This is a genomic window from Janthinobacterium tructae, from assembly GCF_006517255.1.
GTDB lineage: Bacteria > Pseudomonadota > Gammaproteobacteria > Burkholderiales > Burkholderiaceae_D > Janthinobacterium > Janthinobacterium tructae.
The window spans coordinates 765,049-784,576 of sequence record NZ_CP041185.1 but is presented as its reverse complement, the minus strand read 5'-3'; the positions used below and the strand labels follow the sequence as shown (position 1 = coordinate 784,576).

Sequence of the window (19,528 nt, the reverse complement as noted above, 5' to 3'; positions counted from 1 at the left end):
TGGTTTGTTCACAGCGTTGCTCCTGCAGGTTGAGTAGTTGGTGCCGCACGCAGCGGCTTGAACGAGAAATACATCCAGACGAGGGAAACGCAGACGGTGCCGTACAGCAGCATGAAGGAGCTCGAACGCACGCCGGTGAAGTCCACCAGGGCGCCGAACATCACGGGCAGGATGAAGCCACCGAGACCGCCGGCCAGGCCCACCACGCCCGAGACGGCGCCGATGTTGTCGGAAAAATCATCGCCGATGAACTTGAAGACGGACGCCTTGCCCACGGCCATGGCAATGCCGACGATGAACAGCAGCGCGGTGAACCACAGCGGCGACAGGCCGATATGGATGGCCAGCGGCCCCGTGACGGTCTCGATCACCATCTGCGTTTGCGGATACGACAGCAGGAAGAAGCACACCCAGCAGACCCACATCACGGCCCAGGTGACTTTTGCCGCACCGTATTTGTCCGAGATCCAGCCGCCAAACGCGCGCAGCACGCCGCCCGGCAGCGAGAAGCAGGCAGCCAGCAGCGCCGCGTGCTTCAAATCAAAACCGTATTCGGCCACGTAGTACTTCGTCATCCACAGCGCCAGCGCCACATAGCCGCCAAACACCACCGAGTAGTACTGGCAGTAGCGCCATACGCGCGGGTCCTTCAGCACCTTCATCTGCGCCGAAAAACTTTCGCCCGATGGCGCCAGGTGCGATTTGTCCGTGTACGAAAACAGCCAGAAGATGATGGCCGTGGCCAGCATGGCCACCGCATACACCTTGGGCAGCATTTGCCAGCCGAAAGCGGCGACGATGCCCGGCGCGACGAACTTGGTCAGCGCGGAACCGGAGTTACCGGCGCCGAAGATGCCCATCGCCAGGCCGCGGCGCTCCTTTTCATACCAGCGCGCCACATACGGCGTGCCGACGGAAAACGAGCCGCCCGCCAGGCCCACGAACATGCCCAGCACGAGGAAGTGCCAGTAGGCGGTGGCGTAGGAAATCAGGTAGATCGGCACCACGCTGGCCAGCATCAGCCAAAAGAAGACGCGGCGTCCGCCGTATTTGTCCGTCCAGATGCCCAAGGGCACGCGCACGAGGGAGCCCGTCAGCACGGGCATGGCGGCCAGCAGGCCGAATTGTGTTTCAGTCAGGCCCAGGCTGGTCTTGATGGGGATGCCCAGTACGGCAAACATCATCCATACCGCAAAGCAGATGGTAAACGCGAAGGTACTGCTGACCAGCACGGAAAACTGCTTGCGCCGCATGCCGGGTTCGACTGCCTTGTTACTACTGTTGTTCTTAGTGCCATCTAGGGTAGCCACGATGTTTCTCCATGAATGCACTGGCCGTCTGGCCAGCCGTCCCGACCAGCTTACGTGGCAGAGGCGAAAGGCACTATCGGCCACAGGGTGATTCTGGAAAGGCAATCTGGATAGCCGTATCGGCAAAAGTGACTAGATGGCGCGGTGCGGGCCTAGGCTGGATGGCGGGCGTTTTACAAACGCAGGTATTTTTGGCACACTCGGCACCGGTACCGGCACAACAGGGAGCGGCATGGAGAGCAGAACGGAAGCAGATGAAATCGTCACCCGCGTGGCCCAGGCTGGCGATGTGGCAGCCATGCTGGCATGCGACGCGTATGCGCAGACGCACCCGGAGCGTGGCGATGCCGTGCGCACCGCCGTCGACAGGGATCTATGCATGGTCGCCATCCGCGCCGACCAGGTGGCCGGCTATGTGCTCACGCACGACGACTTCTTCGGCCACGGTTTTGTCTCGCTGGTGGTGGTCGCTCCCGGCCAGCAGCGGCGCGGCGTGGGACTGCGCCTGCTGGCCACCGCCGCAGACGCATGCCAGACAGAGAAGCTATTCACCTCGACGAACCAGTCCAACGGCGCTGCCCAACGGCTGTTCGCCAGCGCGGGCTTCGTGCGCAGCGGCCGGATCGAGCATCTCGATGAAGGCGATCCGGAGCTGGTGTACGTGAAATGGTGCCGCTGATTGCGCGTCCTCCCGACGGCGTATGGCGCGGCGCGCCAAAGGCGGTTATGCTGGCGCCACCGCCAATCAACGCCCACCACATCACGCATGGATTATCTGAGCCTCAAGCATTTCCACATGGGCTGCGCCGCCGCCAGCGGCTGTCTTTTCCTCTTGCGCGGCGTCTGGATGCTACGCGCCTCGCCCGCCTTGCAGCAGCGCTGGGTAAAAATCCTGCCGCACCTGATCGACACGGCCTTGCTGGCCAGCGCCATCGCCCTGGCCGTGTGGAGCGGCCAGTCGCCGGGCAGCCAGCCCTGGCTGGCCGCCAAGCTGTGCGCGCTGCTGGCCTACATCGTGCTGGGCACCATTGCACTCAAACGGGGCAAGACGCCGGCCGTGCGTGGCGGCGCCTTCGCGCTCGCCGTGCTGGTATTCGCCTACATCGTCGCCGTGGCCGTCACCAAACAGGCCTGGCCGCTCTGATGCATCAAAAAATGTAGCGCAGGGTGACCCTGGCATTGCGCGGCGCGCCCCAGTAACCCTGGTTGTACATGCCAAGCTGGCTGTAGTAATGCTTGTCGAACAGGTTATTGACGTTTGCCTGCAGCGACAGCTGGCGCGACAGCGCATATTTGGCCATCAGGCTGGCCACGGCATAGCCGCCCTGCTCCACGCGCTCCGTGCCCTTCGGCCCGGTGGCATCGCGGTAGGCGCCGCTCTGCCAGTTCACGCCACCGCCCACGGACAAGGCGCGCCAGTCGCCAGGCAGCTGATACGTGGAAAATACGCGCGCCAGGGTCTGCGGCACATAGCTGTTCAGGCGCGCGCCCGTGTTGTCCTCTGCCGCCGCGTGCGACACGCTGGCCGATACGTTCCAGCCCTTGGCCAGTTCGCCCGAGACGTCCAGTTCCACACCCTTGCTGGTGGTGCCCGAGGCCGCGAAATACGCCTGCGTCAGCGAATTGCCGACAAAATGGCCCGTGTCTTCCTGCGCCAGGCCATCCTGCGCGATGCGGAACACGGCCAGTGCCGCATTGAGTCTGCCGGCAAAATACTCGCCCTTCACGCCCGCTTCCACATTCTTGCCCTGCACGGGGTCGAGATAGCGGCCAAACCGGTCCTGATAGCCCTGCGGCTTGAAGATCTTGCTGTAGCTGGTGTACAGCGCATGCTGCGCATCGATATCCCATACCAGCCCCGCATACGGCGTGACGGCATGCTTGGCATAGGCGTAGCTGCCGCCCCAGTCATCGACGTGGTCCGCCTTGTAGCGGCTGTAGCGCGCGCCGACGACCAGTTTCAAGGGGTCGGCCAGCGAAAAGCGCGCCGTGCCATAGATGCCGCGCTGCTGCACCGTGTCGAGCAGTTGCCAGCGCGAGAAATTCGGGTTATTCCAGTCTGGCTCCGGCGTCACGCCCTGCCATTGATGGAAATTGCCGTAGTCGACGCTGCCGCCGGCCACGCCCGGATTGCTGGAAAACTGGTTGCTGCCCGAGACGCCGAAAGCCATGTCATGCGTGCGCCCCAGCAGTTGAACGGGTCCCTGGACATAGGCGTCGACGCTGTCCTGGCGCCGCGTGCCCGAGTAAAAGCCGGAGTAGCCCGTCACGCCCTGCCCCGTGGCCTTGTCCGGCCAGGTATTGGCGAAGAGCTCGGCCGCCGAATAATCGCCCCAGCCGTGATTCAGCATGGCCGTCAGGTTCCAGCCACTGCCCAGGCTTTGCTCCAGGCGCAAGAAAGCCGTCTGGCTGGTGCTGAACCAGCGGCTCCAGGTGGTGGCCGTGGTGGCCGAGCGGGAAAACGTGGCGCGCTCGCCATCCGCATACCACAGCGGCAAGCCGCCATACATGCCGCCGCGCGGGCGGTTATCCTGGTATTCATAGCCGGCGATCAGCACGCTGCCGGGCGCCAGGTCCGCTTCCACGGTGGCGTAGGCCATGGCCTTCTTGCCGTGGTACAGGTTCACATACGATTCGCTGTCCTGGTAGCTGGCCACGATACGGCCACGCACCTTGCCGTCCGCAGTCAACGGCGTGGAGAGGTCGGCACTGGCGCGCGCATTGTTCCATGAACCCAGGCTCAGGGCCGCATTCCCGGCCAGCTGCCCCGATGACGCGCGCTTGCGCACCAGGTTGATGGTGGCCGACGGTTCGCCCGCGCCCGTCAGCAGGCCGGTGGCGCCGCGCACGATCTCGACCCTGTCGTAGGCCGTCATGTCCAGCGTGCTGTCGCCCACGTTGTAGGCATTGTCGACCGTGGTGGGGATACCGTCGTACTGGTAGCTGGCGATGGAAAAACCTCGGGCAAAAAACGAGGTACGATCGCTGTCGTAGCGGTTGATGGCGATGCCGGCCGCGTTTTGCAGCACCTCTTCCACCGTTTGCAGGTTCTGGTCATCCATTTGCTGGCGCGTGACCACGCTGACGGCTTGCGGTGTCTCGCGCACGGACAGGCCCAGGCGCGTGGCCGAGCGCATGGTCTGCGTCGTATAGGCACCGCTGCCTTCCGTCGCGCCGTTCGCATCAAAGCTGGCACTGACCTTCATCTCGGGCATGGTCTGGCCGCCATCTGCGGGCGCCACGTCGAGCACATAGCCGCCATTCGCCTGCGGCACGGCGCGCAAGCCGGAGCCGGCGACGATGGCACCCAGCGCTGCAGGCACGCTGTAGCTGCCCGTCAGGCCGGCGCTGCGCTTGCCCGCCAAGGCGGCGGCCTGGTAAGAAAGCATGGTGCCCGTCTGCTGACCGAAGCGCACCAGTACCTGTTCCAGGGTGCCGGCAGGTATCGCTATGGGCATGCGCGCCGCATTTGCGGCCTGCGCGGCAGGAGCCAGGATGGAAGCGCCGCTGGCGGCGAACAACCACAGGGCCTGGCTGACGGCCAGCGCCGCTACGCGGCGGCGGCATACGGTGGAAGCGGAAGAAGCGTAAATAGGAGTTGTGCTGGGCATGCGGACTGTTTTCCTGAAAGTGAATGAAGGGTTCACTTGCTATGTCACGCGAAAATCGAAAACCCCTCAGTTTTTCAGAAAATAATTATGCATGCTGCCGCTGCGGCACCACGCTCACCCAGAAACGCGTGCTCTGGCGCACGTCGACGGGCAAGGTGCGCGTCAGCATGTCCAGCACTTGCGTGGTGTCGGCCAGCGGGTAGATGCCCGACACGCGCAGATGGGCGATGGCCGGATCGCAAGCCAGGCGCCCGTGGCGGTAGCGCGCCAGCTCGCCGATAAACTCGGCCAGCGGCATATCGTGCGCCACCAGCATGCCGGTCGTCCAGGCGTCCGCGCCGGCAGGCAAGGCCTCAATTGCCCCCATGCGGTTCGCCGTGAACATCGTTTGCTGGCCGGGGTGCAGCCTTTGCACGGCGCCGGGCGCCAGCATTGGCATGACGTCGACCGCGCCCGCAAACACGCCCAGGCGCGTGACTTCGCCACCGGCGCGCACGGCAAAGCGCGTCCCCACCGGTTGCAACCGGCCTTGCGCCGTGTGCACCAAAAATGGCCGGCCGGCCTGATCGCGCGCCGTGCTGACCATGATCTCGCCCCTTAATAACGTCACCAGGCGCTGGCCCGCGTCATAGCGCACGTCGATGGAGGTGGCCGTATTGAGTACGATGCGCGTGCCGTCGTCCAGCACGACGTGGCGCAGCTCGCCCGTACCGGTACGGTAATCGGCCAGCCAGAAGCGCGCCTGCTCTTCGCCGCCAGCCAGCCAGGCGCCGCCGCCCACGGCCAACAGCGCCAGGAATTTCAACGACTGGCGGCGCGCGGCATTGGCCTGCGCATGGATCGGTTTGCGCGCCAGGGTGCCATGCGCCAGCGGCGCGGGCAAGGCACGCATGCGCGCCATGCAGCCTTCCACGTGCAGCCAGGCTTGCTCATGTTCCGGATCGCTGTCGCGCCAGGCGCGCCAGGCCTGCTCCACTTCCGGCGTGGCGGCGCCGGCCTGCAGGCGCACCAGCCATTCGACAGCCTGCAGGCTGGCCGCTTCCGGCGTGGAGGCGCCCATCACGGCGCCGGTAGGGCAAAGAAACACTGATGCATGGCTTTCACCAGGTAGCGCTGCACGGTGGCCAGCGAGATATTCAATTCCAGCGCGATGGCCGCCTGCGGCATGCCATCGAGCTGCGACAGCAGAAACGCGCGGCGCACGGCCGGCGCCAGGCCATCGAGGCGGCGGTCGATGTCGAACAGGGCTTCGAGCAAAATCGCCTGCGCTTCGGGATCGGGCGCATGCTGCGCCGGCAGGCTGGCCAGGGTGTCCAGATACGCCGCTTCCAGGTCGCGGCGGCGGTACAGATTGCCCAGCACGCCCTTGGCCACCGTCGTCAGGAAGGCCCGCGGCTCGCGCGCGGCGATGGCCTCGTCGCGATTGAGCAGGCGCATGAAAGTGTCGTGCGCCACGTCGGCCGCGTCAAAGGCGTTGCCCAACTTGTGCCTGAGCCAGCCTTGCAGCCACCGATGGTGTTCGTGATACAGGCTACCCACCTCCTGGTGGACGCCGGGTTGGGCAGCCGACACGTCGCATACTCCCTAGCTTGCAAATAATAATGATTCGCATTCTATATCTATGCGGTGCTGCGGCGCAAGCGGCCGTTCTGAGACCCCACGCCTATTGCATCGGCAAGGCCGCCACATCGACGTCCGGTGCCTGGCCCGTGGCCGGGCGCGTGAAGTTCTGGCCGGTTTTCACGTACTCGGCAAAAAAGCCGCCGTTACGCAGGTAGAACTTGCCGTTTTCCAGGCCGCCCGCGTAATCCATGCGCTGCGCATTGGTGGCCGTGGCATCGCCCGTGTAGCGCCCTGCCGTCACTTCCGACCAGGCGCCGGAAACGTTCCTCGCCCACTGGTTGCCGAACTGGACGCGGCGCTCCGTGTAGCCCAGGGTATCGATGAAGTTCTCGAGGAAGGAATGCACGCGCGTCAGATACGTGGAAATCGCCGGCCGCTTCCAGGTGGCGATATAGCGCCACTTGCCCGTTTCCGGCGCAAAGAACCAGGCTGAGTAATCGCTGCCGCCCTTGCCGTCGGGCCGCGCGCGCGTGATGAAGCGGTACGTGGTGCCGGCCACCCAGTTATATGAAAGGTAGGTTTGCCCGCCCGTGCCCTCGCCGCCAAATGCGTTGTCGATGACGCCCTCGCCCTTGCTGACCAGGGTGGTCTTCGCGCCATTCTCGGCGTCCCACACGGAGAACAGGATCCAGCGCTCGGTGGGCGACTTCACCTGGATGCCCATGTAGCCCTGGCCGAAGCCGTTGGCCATGAAGTAGGAACCGATGGTGTCCTGTCCGACGGGGATCGTCATCTCGTTATAAAAATACTCGGTATTGGCCGGCACCGTATAGCCCATGTGCACGGACGGCCCGCGCCGCGACCAGTAGTAATTGGCCGGGTCGTTGGCATAGTTCAGCGTGGCACCAGCCGTCACCTTCAGCGCCGAAACGTCGCCGAACGTGGCCTTGGCGCGCGTCAATCCCTGCAAATCCACCTTCACATAGCCAGCCGCCGGCACGTGCACCGTGCCGACGGTGTAGGTCTTGCGCGCCTTGCCGGCCAGCCTGACGTCGAACGGCGTGCCGTTGATCTTCACGCGGACGGTGCTGTTGCCACCATCGGCCAGGCTGGCGTCGAGCGCCACCTGGACGGGACCGGCTTCAGCCACGCGGAAATACGTGCTGGCGACGGTAGCGGGATTGCTCCAGCCGGTCAGGCCATGTTCGCCGATGACGGCGCCCTTGTCTGCACTGGTGATGAAGGCATTGCCGGCCAGTTCCACGCTGGCGGGCGTCGCGCACGCCATGGGCGCGGCCACGCAGGCGGCCACGCAGGCGGCAAGTAAAGGCATGGCGGGAAGGACTGCGTAGAGCAATGAACTTGTGTGTTTCATCAACGTCTCCTGACATGGAAAAAACCCGCTACGGCGGCAGGCGCGGTAGCGGGTCGTTAAGGCTTAGTACTTGCCGTCGAGGGCGAAGATCGGCTTGCGCGCTTTCCACTGGCCGCCCGTGAAGTCCGGGAAGTCCAGGGTCTGGAAATTGGCGGCGATCGATTGCTCGGACAACGGCGTGATGGCACTCCACGTCACGGCGTCGTAGATATCGATCGGCATCGGCGCGTTGGCCTTCAGGGCTTCGACAAAGGCGTGGATGACGAAGAAGTCCATGCCGCCGTGGCCCGCGCCTTCGGCTTGCGCCGCGTATTTGCGCCAGACCGGGTGCTCATACTTGTCCTGGTAAGCCTTGAAATCGTCCCACTGGTGCGGCTTGCTGACGCCTTCGATGTGGATCGAGTTGTTCAAGTCCATCCACAGGCCGTCCGTGCCTTGTACGCGGAAGCCCAGCGAATACGGGCGCGGCAGGCTCGTATCGTGCTGCAGGATGATGGTTTCGCCGTTTTCGCACGCCAGCGTGGTGGTGACCACGTCGCCCAGCTTGAATTTCACCTTGGCGTTCGCATGCTGCGCGCCGCCCGGCTGCTTGACGATGTAGTCGTGCAAGCCGCGCGCCTTGGTGGCAAAGGCGTTGATGCGCGTAAAACGGTTGCCGCGGTTGATGTTCGTGTACATGGCGCACGGGCCGATGCCGTGGCTCGGATACAGCTCGCCATTGCGCTCGACCGAATGCTGCGTGCGCCAATGGGCTTCCGACCAACCCTTTTCGCCGAATTCCACGCCGCCGCCATACGGCTTGGCCGGATTGCCGCTGTTGAATTTGACGGCGCGCAAATCGTGCTGGTAGCCACCCTGCAGGTGCAGCAGTTCGCCGAACAGGCCTGCGCGCACCATCTGCAGCGCTGCCATCACGTCGCGGCGGTAGCACACATTTTCCAGCAACATGTAGGGCGTGCCCGTCTTCAGCTGGGTATTGAGTACATCCCAGTGGTCTTGCAGGGTAATGCCGGCCACCACTTCGCAACCGACGGGTATCTTCGCCTGCATGGCGGCGATCGCCATCGGTGCGTGGAACTCCCACGGCGTGGCGATGATCACGCCATCGAGGCCGCCCGCGTCCAGCATGCGCTTGTAGGCTTTCTGGTCGCGGTCTTCGCCATATGTGCGCGGACGCGGCTTGCCGGCTTTTGCCACCTGGCCCAGCGCGTGTTTCAGCATGATCGGTTCTATATCGCACAGGGCGACCACTTCCACGTCATCGCGGCGCACCAGTTCGGCCAGCAGCACCTGGCCGCGCATGCCCGTGCCGATCAGGCCCAGGCGAACCTTGTCGCGACCGGTGGCGGTTGCGGCGTTGGCCTCGCCAGGCAGCAAGGCGCTGCCGGCCATGGCACCACCGGCCAGCGCTGCGCTGGCGGACAGGAAATTGCGTCGATTGATTTGTGTCGTCATTGGTCTCTTCTCGCTTCCGTTGGTAAGGATCGTCACCGGCCCGCCGCACGGCAGGCCGGCTGCAGTTTAATAGGTGTATTCAGCCGTAAAGCGCACGGAACGCGGTGCCGTGCGTCCATCGACCTGCAGGTAATTGCGGGAGATGGCGCCATGGTCTTCGCGCGTTTCGGTATAACGGGTGACGGTCTGGCTGTTGAAGACGTTGAACACGTCCACTTTCAGGCTCAGGCCTTTGACGGCGCTGGGAGTATAGGCCACATTCATGTCCAGTTGGGCTTGCCATGGCAGGCGGCCCTGGCTGCCGCGCGGCGCCGGCTTGCCGTTGCAATAGAAGTAGGAATCGCCGTAATTGCCCTCGAACTTCAGATTATCGGGCAACGCGCCGATGCAGTTGCGCGGCGCACCCGAGATCAGCGACAGGTTGGCGCCCACCATCACGTCCGGGATGACCTGCATGAAGCCGTACGCCTTGAAGGCGTGACGGTGGTCGCCCGGCAGGTAGCCATACGCGTTGTACATCAGTTCCTTGTGGTCGTCGCTAACCGTCAGGCCCACGTCGCCGCCGCCGATGCTGTCCGTCTGGCCTTCCATATTGCCCTTCAGGCCGGACAAGGTGTAGGTCAGCTTGCCGTACCAGCCGTTCGTGTACGGGTGCTCGACGAACATGTTCAGGGCGCGGTAGGTGCGCGATGGCAGCGGGTTGCCCCACTCTGCCGCCGAAATATCCACGCGGCGCAGGCCCTTGCCATCGTCAAAGTCCACCATCAGGCTGTTGTCGCGGCCCGGATTGATGATGGCGCACTGAAAGCCGCTCCAGTTAGCCGTATCGACGCTGTTGCGTGTGGCCCAGGCTTGCAGCGGACGCGCGTCGCAGGTGTCGTCGTTGGTGTCGTTCAGCTTGCGGTACAGGACGCTGGCGCCCACTACCAGCTTCTTGCTCAGGGCGCGTTCGAAGCCCAGCGAGAATTCATCCTGCGACAGCGGTTTCAGGCCAACGGCCGTCACTTCGCGCGCATCGCGGCTCTGGCCATACGCGTTGTTGGCCGAATACGGCTTGCTGATCGCGTGCAGGCCCGTCGGCGCGCCCGTGACGGGATCGACGCCCGTGTAGGTGAACATCTCGCTGGTGGCCAGGAAGGGGCTGGCCATGTTGCTCGACAAATTCGATGGCACCGGCAGGTGGTAGCGGCCGCCGTTGGCGAAGAATTTCAGGCTGCCGTCGCCCAGGTAATCCCAGGTGGCGCCCAGGCGCGGGGCGATCATGTTGCGCTGCGAAATGAAGGCCACGCCATCGCTGCTGTAGTTGGTGAACTGTTCCCGGCGCAGGCCCAGATCCAGCAGCACCCGTTCCGTGACCTGGTAGTGATCCTGGATGTACTGCGCCGATTGCACGCTGGTCGGACGCGCCAGGTTGGCATTGAGCTCCTTGCTGACGTAATAGCCCTGCTTGCCGTAGCCGTCGCCCTGGTACGGCGTTTCAAAGGCGCCGTTGATCGGCAGATTCTTATCTGCGGCCCGCTGGTAGTTCCAGCGGTAGCCGCCGGCCAGGCTCAGGCCCACCTTCGATTCCACGTCGATGCGGTCGATGCCGCCGCGCAGCGAGTGCTTGCCCAGCTTGTATTCCAGGTCCAGGCGCTTGGCTTTCTGGCGGTCTTCCGAGGATGGGTCGACCAGGGTCCCCGTCACCGCCTGCGGATTGGCGTACGTCAGTCCAGGTACACGGGTATCGCTATTCGAGACCGTCTGCGCCAGGCTCGGATCGTAGCCATTCGGCGTGCGGCGGTGCGATGTGCGCGACTGCCCCATCATGGCCGTCACCGTCAGGTTATCCGTCAGGTAGCCCGTGTACTTGAAGATGTCGACATTCGCGCCTGGCGCGGCCGACGAACCGCAGCAGTTGATCGTGGTCTCGCTGCCGCCACCAGGCACGTTGTTGCGTTTCAATGTGGCATAGTCGAAGCCATAGCTCTGGCTATCCGTAGTCGTGCGGTCATACAGCTTGGTATATTCAAAGTGATGGTCGTCCGTCAGGTTGTAGTCCAGCTTGGCCATCATGCGGTCAACCTTGCTCCTGCTTTCGCGCCAGCCATTCGGCAGCACCTTGTCCGAGTCGTCGCGCGCACCGGCGACGGCACCGCCGTCCGTGCGCGTCTGTTCCAGCGCCACGAAGGCGAACAGCTTGTTCTGGATCAGCGGCCCGCTGCCGTACAAGCCGACGACCTTGCTGGTGCTGCCGTTATCGCGATTCCAGTACTTCAAGGTGCCATCCGTGATCGGATTGGCGCCCGTGTTCGGGTAGTACCGGTTTTCCGTTGTGCCCTTCAGCGAACGGGGGATGATGGAGACCTTGCCGCCGAATTCGACCTTGTTGCCGCCGCTCTTGGTGGTGATGTTGATCACGCCGCCCGTGGAGCGGCCAAACTCCGAGCCGTAGCCGCCCGACAGCACCTGCAGGTTGGAAATCGCGCCAAACGGCAGCTCCGACGCGCCCACCTGGGTGAGGATATTCGTGATCGGGAAACCGTTGACATAGAAGGCGTTTTCCGACTGGCCCGAGCCGCCGATAGACGGCGCATTGCCATACACGCTGTTGGTGCCGCGCGCCACGCCCGGCGTCAGCTGCACGATGGAAGCCACATCATTCCCGACCGGCAGCGCTTTGAGTTCCTTGGCGGTGAAGATCACGCCATTGTTCGTGTTCGACACGTCGATCGTGTTGCGCGACGCTTTCACAACGACGGTTTGCTCCTGGCCCACGGAACCGGCCACGCTGGCCGGACCGAAGTTCGCTTCCGCACCGGCGCCGATCAGGGCTTCGACTTCCTGCGACGCTTCCACCGAACCGGCACGCAGCACGCGCACCGCATAGCGGCCAGGCGGCATGGAATTGGCCACATAGCGGCCCGACGTATCCGGCGTCAGGCTGCGTCGCACGCCCGTTGCCAGGTTTTCCAGCACCACGGTGGCGCCGGCCGGTGCGCTCACTTCGCCGAAAATGGTACTGGTGGCATTCGACTGTGCCCAGGCCTGGCCTGGCACGCCGGCCGCCAGTGCGATCACGATCGCGGCGGCGCGGCTGATGTCGCGCAATTTGAGTCGGGTGGTATGCATGCTGTCTCTCCGTCTATATCGAGGGTTATACGCGTCCTCCCCGCTCCGGGGCAGAGTCGGGGGGCGCCATTTTTATGGTGGTCGTCGGAAGGCAGCGCCAGACGGCCCCACCTTTCGAGAAATCAGTCCGTATCGGCTGATTTTCGTTTTCTTGGGATTACTTTAAAAAGAAAAATAAGTATCGTCAACAAAAAGAAAGTTATAACGCAAATTTATTGCTTAATTGGGTAAATAAATGCGATTTATCTTTCGTTTAAATAGGTGGCGCGTCAGATAACTTTCGTTATCGTGGTGTGGCAGATACACACGTATACAGGGAGGTGAGCGAGAATGGTGAAACGGCCCAAAAACCCCGAGAGAAAAACGCGAAAGCAGGCCTGATGGCCTGCTTTCACTTACGTTTATCTTTCGTATTACATATTTCAGAATATTATCTTTTCTTTTCCATGGCAGAACCCCGGCCCGCACAGGCGGGCCGGGGCAAGCTCACGTATTAAAAGAACTTGTAGCTGGCCGAGAGCGCAAACTGGCGGCCGAACAGGTCCTGGCTATGGTTGTACCCCTCCCAGCCATTCGGGTCGTAGTACGGCTGCTTGTTGAACGCGTTTTTCACGTTCAGGCCTACGTCCAGGTTCTTGACCGGCTTCCAGCTGAAGGCCAGGTTCACCGTGGTGTACGACGGCGCGCCCTTGCACTGGCCGGCCGGCAGCGCCACCGAGGCGGCGGTGCAGTTCTCCGGCGTGTTTTCCTTGTCCCAGGGGCCATACGCCCAGCGCGTCTTGCCCGAGTAGTTGACGAACACGCTGCTGACGAAGTTGCGGTAGCTCCAGTCGGCATTCACGGTGGCGCGGTAGCGCGGCGAATCGTAGTAGCCGACGGTATTGCCCTTGATGTCGCTGCCGTCTTCGCTGTCATGGGTATCGCGCTTGCGGATGGTAGCGGCGATGCCGGTGCTCAGCTTGCCCCAGTCACCGAGCGCAAAGCGCGTGCGCGCATCGATGTCCACGCCGTCCATCAGGGTGCGGCCGCGGTTCGAATACGAGTTGATCAAGCCGCCCAGGTTGCCCACCGAATAGCCAGGCACGCCGCCCGCGCACACGCCGGCATTGGCAGGATTGGCGCACATGGCCGCCACCGCCGCCACGTTGGCCCGGTCCGTATCGGTCAGGTCGTTGCGGATGGCGTTAGGCGTGCCGGCCAGAGTCGGGCCGTACTTGCCGACCAGTTCTGTAAACAGTTCGTTGAAGTCCTGGCGCACGATTTCGTCGCGGCGGTTGATGAACCAGTAATCGATGGAAATGCTCACGTCCTTGGCCGGCTGCAGCACCAGGCCCACGGTCGAAATCTTGGCCTTTTCCGGACGCAGGTTCTGGTTCGGCGGCGTCAGGCCGCCCACCGTCGTCGAGCAATTCGAATTTAGCAGGCTCTTGCCCAGGTCAGCATCCGTCGCCACTTTTGACTTCAGCAAGGCGCGCGCCATGGCATTCGTTTCGTCGCAGCGCACCGTGTCGCGGATGCCGCCCACCTGCGCAAAGACGCCGCCCGTGCCCGATTCGGCCAGGTTGGGCGCGCGGAAGCCTTCCGAATACGTCCCGCGCAGCATCAGGTCGGGCCGCGCGCGCCAGATCACGCCCAGCTTGGGCGCCAGGTTGGCGGCGAAATGCGGATATTTGTCCAGGCGTGCGGCCGCATTAACTTCCAGGGTGTCGGAAAGCGGCACCACCACTTCGCCAAACACGGCGGCGATGGTGCGCTTGCCGTCGAACCAGGAACCGCCCTGCTGCGTGATCAGGCCATTGGCCGCATCGGCGTTGCCGGGCGTGAGAAAGCTCTCGCGCATGATGTTGGTACCCACGGCGGCGCGCACTTCGCGCTCGCCGAGCTTGAACAGGGTGCCTTCCAGCTTGGCGTCCCAGGTCATCAGCTTGGTCCAGGATTCGATGGCAAAGGTCGGATAGGCGGCACGCAGGAGCGCCGCGTTGGCGTCACTGATTTCGCCGAACTTGTAGGCGGGATTGTCCGAGATATACGTGCGGCCGCTGACGGGGTCTTTCGTAAACGGGCCGAAAGCCTGCTCGAAGCCCTTGATGTTGATGTTCGCCGTCTGGAACAGGGTTGAATGGCTGCCCGCCACGCTGAGCGCCGTTTCAAAATCCCAGCCGCCGCCGATGCTGCCGCGCAGGCCGACGAGCGCGCGGTAGTTTTCATCGACATTCTTCTGGCCGAAGTGGCCCGTCGCATCCTGCAGCAGGTAATTCAAGCCGGCCGCGCCGCCCATCTTGGCCAGCATGTCGGCATCGAGCTTGCCCTTCAGGTAGACGTTGTTGGGACTCAGGAAAGGCGTGGCGAAGGTGTTCAGGGTATTGCCCGTATTACGCGCGAACCAGTTATTCGTGCTGCCGCTGTTGAAGCTGGACGGGCCATTCTCGCCGCGCATCTTGATGTGGGTGAAAGCGCCTTCCGCGAACGCTTCCATGTCGCCGCCGAGTTTCATCCGGCCGCTCAGGTAAGCCGTGGCGCGCTCCGAGGTAGGACCCGTGTCGAGCTGGTTGGGCAGCGCATTCCATACGCAGCGCGTGCCCGACGCCTCGGTGATGCTGGTGTTGCAGCCGGGCGCGGCGCGCTGGGTGCGCGCATTGTTCTTCGCCTTGTCGAAGACAAAGAAGGTTCCCGGGTTCATCACGCCCGGCTCGCTGCCGACGCCCACGCGCATGTTCGGGATGAAATTGGGATTGTTCGCATAAAAATACGCGGGACGCTTTTGCCAGGTGTCGGCCAGCGCGATGCGGTCGCGCTGGTAAACGTTGACGGAACCGTAGATGTTGTAGCCGTCGCTGGCCAGGTCGCCCAGGCCATACAGCACGCTGGCCTGGCGCTCGCCATAGGCTTTCACGCTGGGCGAAAACTCGCCGTTGGCGCGCGCTTCCAGGCCTTGATACGACTTTTTGGTGATCACGTTGATGACGCCGGCCACGGCATCGGAGCCATACACGGCCGACGCGCCGTCCGTCAGGATTTCCATGCGTTCGATGGCGGCGGCGGGAATCGCATCGATATTGACGAACATGGTCTGGAAACCGGCCGGCGCGCCATAGAACGACAGGCGGCGGCCGTTCAGCAGCACCAGGGTACCCTGCGCCCCCAGGCCGCGCAAGTTCGCTTGCGAACCGCCATCGGAACCCGTGAACATCGAGCGGAAGTCCTGCTGCGCCGGACGGGCGGCAGGCAGGTTGTCGAGCACTTGCAGCAAGGTGAGCGCGCCCATGTTTTCGATCTGCTTGGCGTTGATCACCTGTACCGGCGACGCCGTTTCCGCGTTGATGCGCTTCAGGCTGGACCCCGTCACTTCGACACGCTGCAGTTTTTCCTCCTCCGCTGCCAGCGCTGTCGACGCCAAGCCTACCGCCACCATGGCGGCCATCAGTTTTTTCAAGTGCATTCCCATCTCCCTTATTATCAGTGGTTATCAGTGATTTGTTTTCGTCGGCTTGCAAGAGCCCCTCCCCGGTCCGAAGAGGGGCTCTTTTTTAGTGAAATGATTGATTGCTTAGCGCGGCTTGACTGTCGCGCCTTCCGTGCCGGTCAACACGGCGTTGGCCCAGTTACCGCAGACCTGGGCCGGGTGGGCGCCGCGCGCACCCAGGGTGCGCAAACTGAGCTGGCTCAGGCCGCGCACATCGATTTCGGGTTTGACCACCCCGGGAGCCGTGACCAGCCCGCTGTCATACAGCAGCCGCTCACCGCTCCAGACCTGGAATTGCAAGCCGCCCGCGCTGCGGCAGCTATCGTCCACGCCCAGGTCGGCGCGCAGCAGATTCCAGTTGCCCGCCAGCTGCAAGTCGATGCGGCTGGCCGGTCCCACGCCGAGGCCCTTGCGGAACCACAGCCCGTTCATGCGCATCTCGGCCGCCTTGCCGGCTGGCCGATCTTTCGCGACGTTCTTCGGCAGCACCAGGTCCGACAGATAGCGCTGCACCTCCTCGCCTTCGGCCACGCGGTGCTCGAGCACGCGGAATTCGGACAGGGTGACAGGCGCCACGTCGGTCGCCAGCGCGGCGTCGTACGCGCGCGCCACCGGCCCTGCCTGCGCCGCCGTCACCATCGGGTCCAGGGACGCGGCGCCATCGCCTTCCGGATTTTGCGTGCTCATGACGCGGAAGCGCAGCAAGCGCCCGGCCGTGGCGGGGAAATTGATCGTCTGCCTGCCTTCCTGCAGTTTGAGGGTGCCGCGCGCAAGCGCCGCGCCCCATTCGCCGTTGTTGTCGCCGATGTAGATTTCATAGTCGCGCACCTGGCCATGTTTCCAGTGCTGGTCGTTGCGCGGCGCCAGTTCGATGCCGTCCACCAGGCGCCGCTCCGTAAAGCCGATCACCCATTCGTGCGGGCCGCTTTTCACGGACGGGCTGCGCACGGTGCGGAACCAGGTCTCCGGCTTGCCATCGAAGGCGTTTTCCAGCGGATAGCCGTTTTCTTCGGCAGGACGCGCCACCACCTGCATGGCGTCGGCCGGCAAGGCGCGTCCCGGCACGGGGGCGGCGGGGAAGTCGGCGTCGATTCTCGCCACGGCCAGCGCACCGGCGACCCGCAGCATCAAGGCCTGGCGGATATCCTGCGCCGCCACTTTCACGTGCAGGGTGCCTTGCCGGTCTGCCGCGTCGAAATACCAGCCTTCGACCGCCTTGTCGTAGGCGGCGCGCTCGCCCACTGCCGCGATCATCCGTTCGCCAGCGCGCACGGCGGCCGGTGCCTGGCCCGCCAGCATGCGCAGCGCATAGCCGCGGCGCGCTTCCTGGCCCTGGTACTGGCCATCGACGGCGCCGATGTCGACCTGCACATCGGCGCCCGTCTGGCGCATGCGGATGACTTGCTGGCTGAAGGCGCCGCCCTGGTACTGGCGCGTGTTGCCGTCGTCTTCATACAGGGTGTAGTCGGACTCGCCGTGCGGGTAGATGTCGAGGGTCAGCTGATCCTTCGGCTTCTGGCCGTCGTACAGCATTTCCGGATACATGGGCAGGATGGCGCCGGCGCGCACGAACACGGGCAGCTTGTCGAGCGTCACCTGCATATCGAGGTCACGCCCCTTCGCGTCCGCCGTGGCCTGGCGGCCATCCCAGTAGTCGTACCACGTACCCTGCGGCAGGTGGATGCCTTTGCGCCAGCCGCCGCTGACGGCCTGACTGCGGTAGACGGGCGCCACCAGCACGTCGCGCCCCAGCAGGAACTGGTATTTATAGGCTTCCGTGTAGGCGGCCGGGTCTTGCGGGTAATCCCACATCAGGCCGCGCACCAGCGGCGCGCCCGATTGCTCCGCTTCGCGCACCAGCGTATACATATACGGCGTCAGGCGCATCTTGAGCTTCAGATAGCGGCGGTTGATGTCACGGTACGGCTGCTCGAACCACCACGGATGCTTGCGCTCGGCCGCAGCCCAGCCGGACATGCCCATCAGGACGGGCGTAAAGCTTTTCCACTGCAAGTCGCGCAGATAGGTTTCCGGGCTGCCGCCGAAGATCGCATCGACGTCGCCGGACGCATACGCCTGGCCGGACAGGCCCGAGCCGATCAGGGTCGGGATATGCCAGCGGATGTAGTCCCAGCTGGCGCTCTGGTCGCCCGTCCACGCCACGGCGTAGCGCTGGATGCCGGCCCAGCCCATTACCGTCCACAAAAATGGCCGGCTGTCGGAGTTATTCAGGATGCCGTCATAGGCCGACTTGTTTGCGTCCATGGCGAACTGATAGCCCTTGCCCGTCCACGCCACGTCCAGCTTTTGCACGCGGCTGCCTGCCTGGCCCACTTCCCAGGCGATCTTGTCGACGCCGTTTTCCGTCCACAGGCCCGTGCGGAAGCCATAGCCGGCCAGGCCCTTCACCGTTTCCGGCAAATTCGTGTAGCCGCAGCCGTAGCCGTCGTTGGGCAGAATCCAGCCGCCCGGCATGTCGTGCTCGCGGTACTGGCGCGCCACGCTTTCCACCACATCCGGCGTCTTGCCCGTCGGGCCATCGGTCCAGCCTTTCGGCACGGAACCGGGCTTCTTGACGTTATCGCCATCGTTATAGCAATCGGCGTCGCCGTATTCCAGCGCCCAGCGTGGCAGCATGCGCGCGCGGCCCGTCAAGTCCGTATAGCGGGCGACGACGTCGCGCAGGTCCTTGCCGACAAAGAAATAGGCGTCGAAGCGGCCTTCCGCGTGCTGCAGCGAGATCTGCTCCTTGTCGCGCAAATCGTAATTGCCGTCGGACCAGGTATTGCGCAGCATGCCCCATCCGCGTGAGCTCATCAAAAATGGCGCGGGGTTCGGCCGGTCGCCCTCTTCCCAGCCGCCCGAGTACGACACGGGCACCTGCTTGCCCTTGAATTCGAAGCGGCCATTTTGCTGGCCGCCGCCAAAGTAACGCTCGACCGGCAGGCTCGATAGCACTTGCACGCCCTGCTTGTCGTCGAGCGACAGCGGCTGCACTTCGCGCCACAGCGGCACCAGGTCGCCCTTGCGGTACAAGGTAAAGCGCAAGGGCTTGCGGTCGATGCGCAAGTTCAGGGCATCGGTGCTGATCAGGATATGGTCGGGCTGTTCATTGATCTGGTACGCCACCTGCGCGGCAGGCTGGCCGACGACGATGGGCGCGGCCTTGTCGCCCGGCCCCGTCAAGCCGGCCTTGCCGCCCGCCTGAATGCGCAGCACGTCGGCCTGCGGCAGGCTGATACGCAGCTGCATGCCTGTGTCGCTGCGCAGATCCCAGGCCAGTGCCTCGCCCTTGGCCACGTCGGCCGCATGCACGGCACTCAGGCTGGTCAGGTTGCCGACAGGCGCGGCCTGCACGCCCGGCGCGGCCAATGTGGCGAGGGCGGCGAGGACACAGGCGGCAAGGGCGCGGCGGGGAAGCGGGAGAGGTTTCATCTGGCGGCTTTCAGAAAATCGAAGTGATGGAAATACTTTAAGAAGAAAAATAAATATCGTCAATCAAAAGAAAGTTAAAGCGCCAATTTATTAATAAAATGCCCAGAATTGGCGCATTTTTCTTACGTTTCACCAAAAAGTCACAAAACATACTTTCGTTATCGTCGCATTTCAGCGACAGGCGGCAGCGCCACACGGTTTCATG

The 19,528-nt window shown here is 63.7% G+C and carries 11 protein-coding genes; 2 read left to right on the top strand and 9 right to left on the bottom strand.

Annotation, left to right across the window (positions count from 1 at the left end; genetic code table 11):
- Positions 1-8: 8 nt before the first annotated feature.
- Positions 9-1,253, bottom strand: a complete 1,245-nt coding sequence (locus tag FJQ89_RS03440; protein WP_141172608.1) for an MFS transporter — start codon at positions 1,251-1,253, stop codon at positions 9-11.
- Positions 1,254-1,542: 289 nt separating this feature from the next.
- On the opposite strand from FJQ89_RS03440, the gene FJQ89_RS03435 reads away from it, so the two are divergent.
- Together FJQ89_RS03435 and FJQ89_RS03430 are read left to right on the top strand one after the other, a co-directional pair.
- The gene (locus tag FJQ89_RS03435; RefSeq protein WP_141169052.1) at positions 1,543-1,989 is read left to right on the top strand and encodes a GNAT family N-acetyltransferase; all 447 of its coding nucleotides are present in this window, start codon (positions 1,543-1,545) and stop codon (positions 1,987-1,989) included.
- Positions 1,990-2,076: 87 nt separating this feature from the next.
- Positions 2,077-2,454 carry a SirB2 family protein gene (locus FJQ89_RS03430; protein WP_141169051.1) on the top strand — a complete coding sequence of 126 codons (378 nt, stop codon included), beginning with the start codon at positions 2,077-2,079 and terminating at the stop codon, positions 2,452-2,454.
- Between the two features lie 4 nt (positions 2,455-2,458).
- On the opposite strand, the gene FJQ89_RS03425 is transcribed toward FJQ89_RS03430, so the two are convergent.
- From FJQ89_RS03425 to FJQ89_RS03390, 8 genes are all read right to left on the bottom strand, one after another.
- On the bottom strand, positions 2,459-4,921 hold the full coding sequence (locus FJQ89_RS03425) for a TonB-dependent siderophore receptor (protein WP_141169050.1): 2,463 nt from the start codon (positions 4,919-4,921) through the stop codon (positions 2,459-2,461).
- A gap of 85 nt (positions 4,922-5,006) precedes the next feature.
- Positions 5,007-5,981: a FecR domain-containing protein gene (locus FJQ89_RS03420; protein WP_141169049.1), complete on the bottom strand. Its 975-nt coding sequence runs from the start codon at positions 5,979-5,981 to the stop codon at positions 5,007-5,009.
- The gene (locus tag FJQ89_RS03415; RefSeq protein ID WP_141169048.1) at positions 5,981-6,493 is read right to left on the bottom strand and encodes a sigma-70 family RNA polymerase sigma factor; all 513 of its coding nucleotides are present in this window, start codon (positions 6,491-6,493) and stop codon (positions 5,981-5,983) included. The genes FJQ89_RS03420 and FJQ89_RS03415 overlap by 1 nt, the downstream gene beginning before the upstream one ends.
- A 91-nt stretch (positions 6,494-6,584) precedes the next feature.
- Positions 6,585-7,859: a DUF3472 domain-containing protein gene (locus FJQ89_RS03410; protein ID WP_141169047.1), complete on the bottom strand. Its 1,275-nt coding sequence runs from the start codon at positions 7,857-7,859 to the stop codon at positions 6,585-6,587.
- A 63-nt stretch (positions 7,860-7,922) separates the two neighbouring features.
- A complete protein-coding gene (locus FJQ89_RS03405) occupies positions 7,923-9,314 on the bottom strand; it encodes a Gfo/Idh/MocA family protein (protein WP_205704561.1) in 1,392 nt (463 codons plus the stop codon).
- Between the two features lie 66 nt (positions 9,315-9,380).
- Positions 9,381-12,425 carry a TonB-dependent receptor gene (locus tag FJQ89_RS03400; RefSeq protein WP_141169046.1) on the bottom strand — a complete coding sequence of 1,015 codons (3,045 nt, stop codon included), beginning with the start codon at positions 12,423-12,425 and terminating at the stop codon, positions 9,381-9,383.
- 493 nt (positions 12,426-12,918) lie between these two features.
- The gene (locus tag FJQ89_RS03395) at positions 12,919-15,864 is read right to left on the bottom strand and encodes a TonB-dependent receptor plug domain-containing protein (protein WP_141169045.1); all 2,946 of its coding nucleotides are present in this window, start codon (positions 15,862-15,864) and stop codon (positions 12,919-12,921) included.
- A 108-nt stretch (positions 15,865-15,972) separates the two neighbouring features.
- Entirely contained in the window at positions 15,973-19,323 is a 3,351-nt protein-coding gene (locus tag FJQ89_RS03390; protein WP_141169044.1) for a TIM-barrel domain-containing protein, read from the bottom strand.
- Positions 19,324-19,528: the final 205 nt, after the last annotated feature.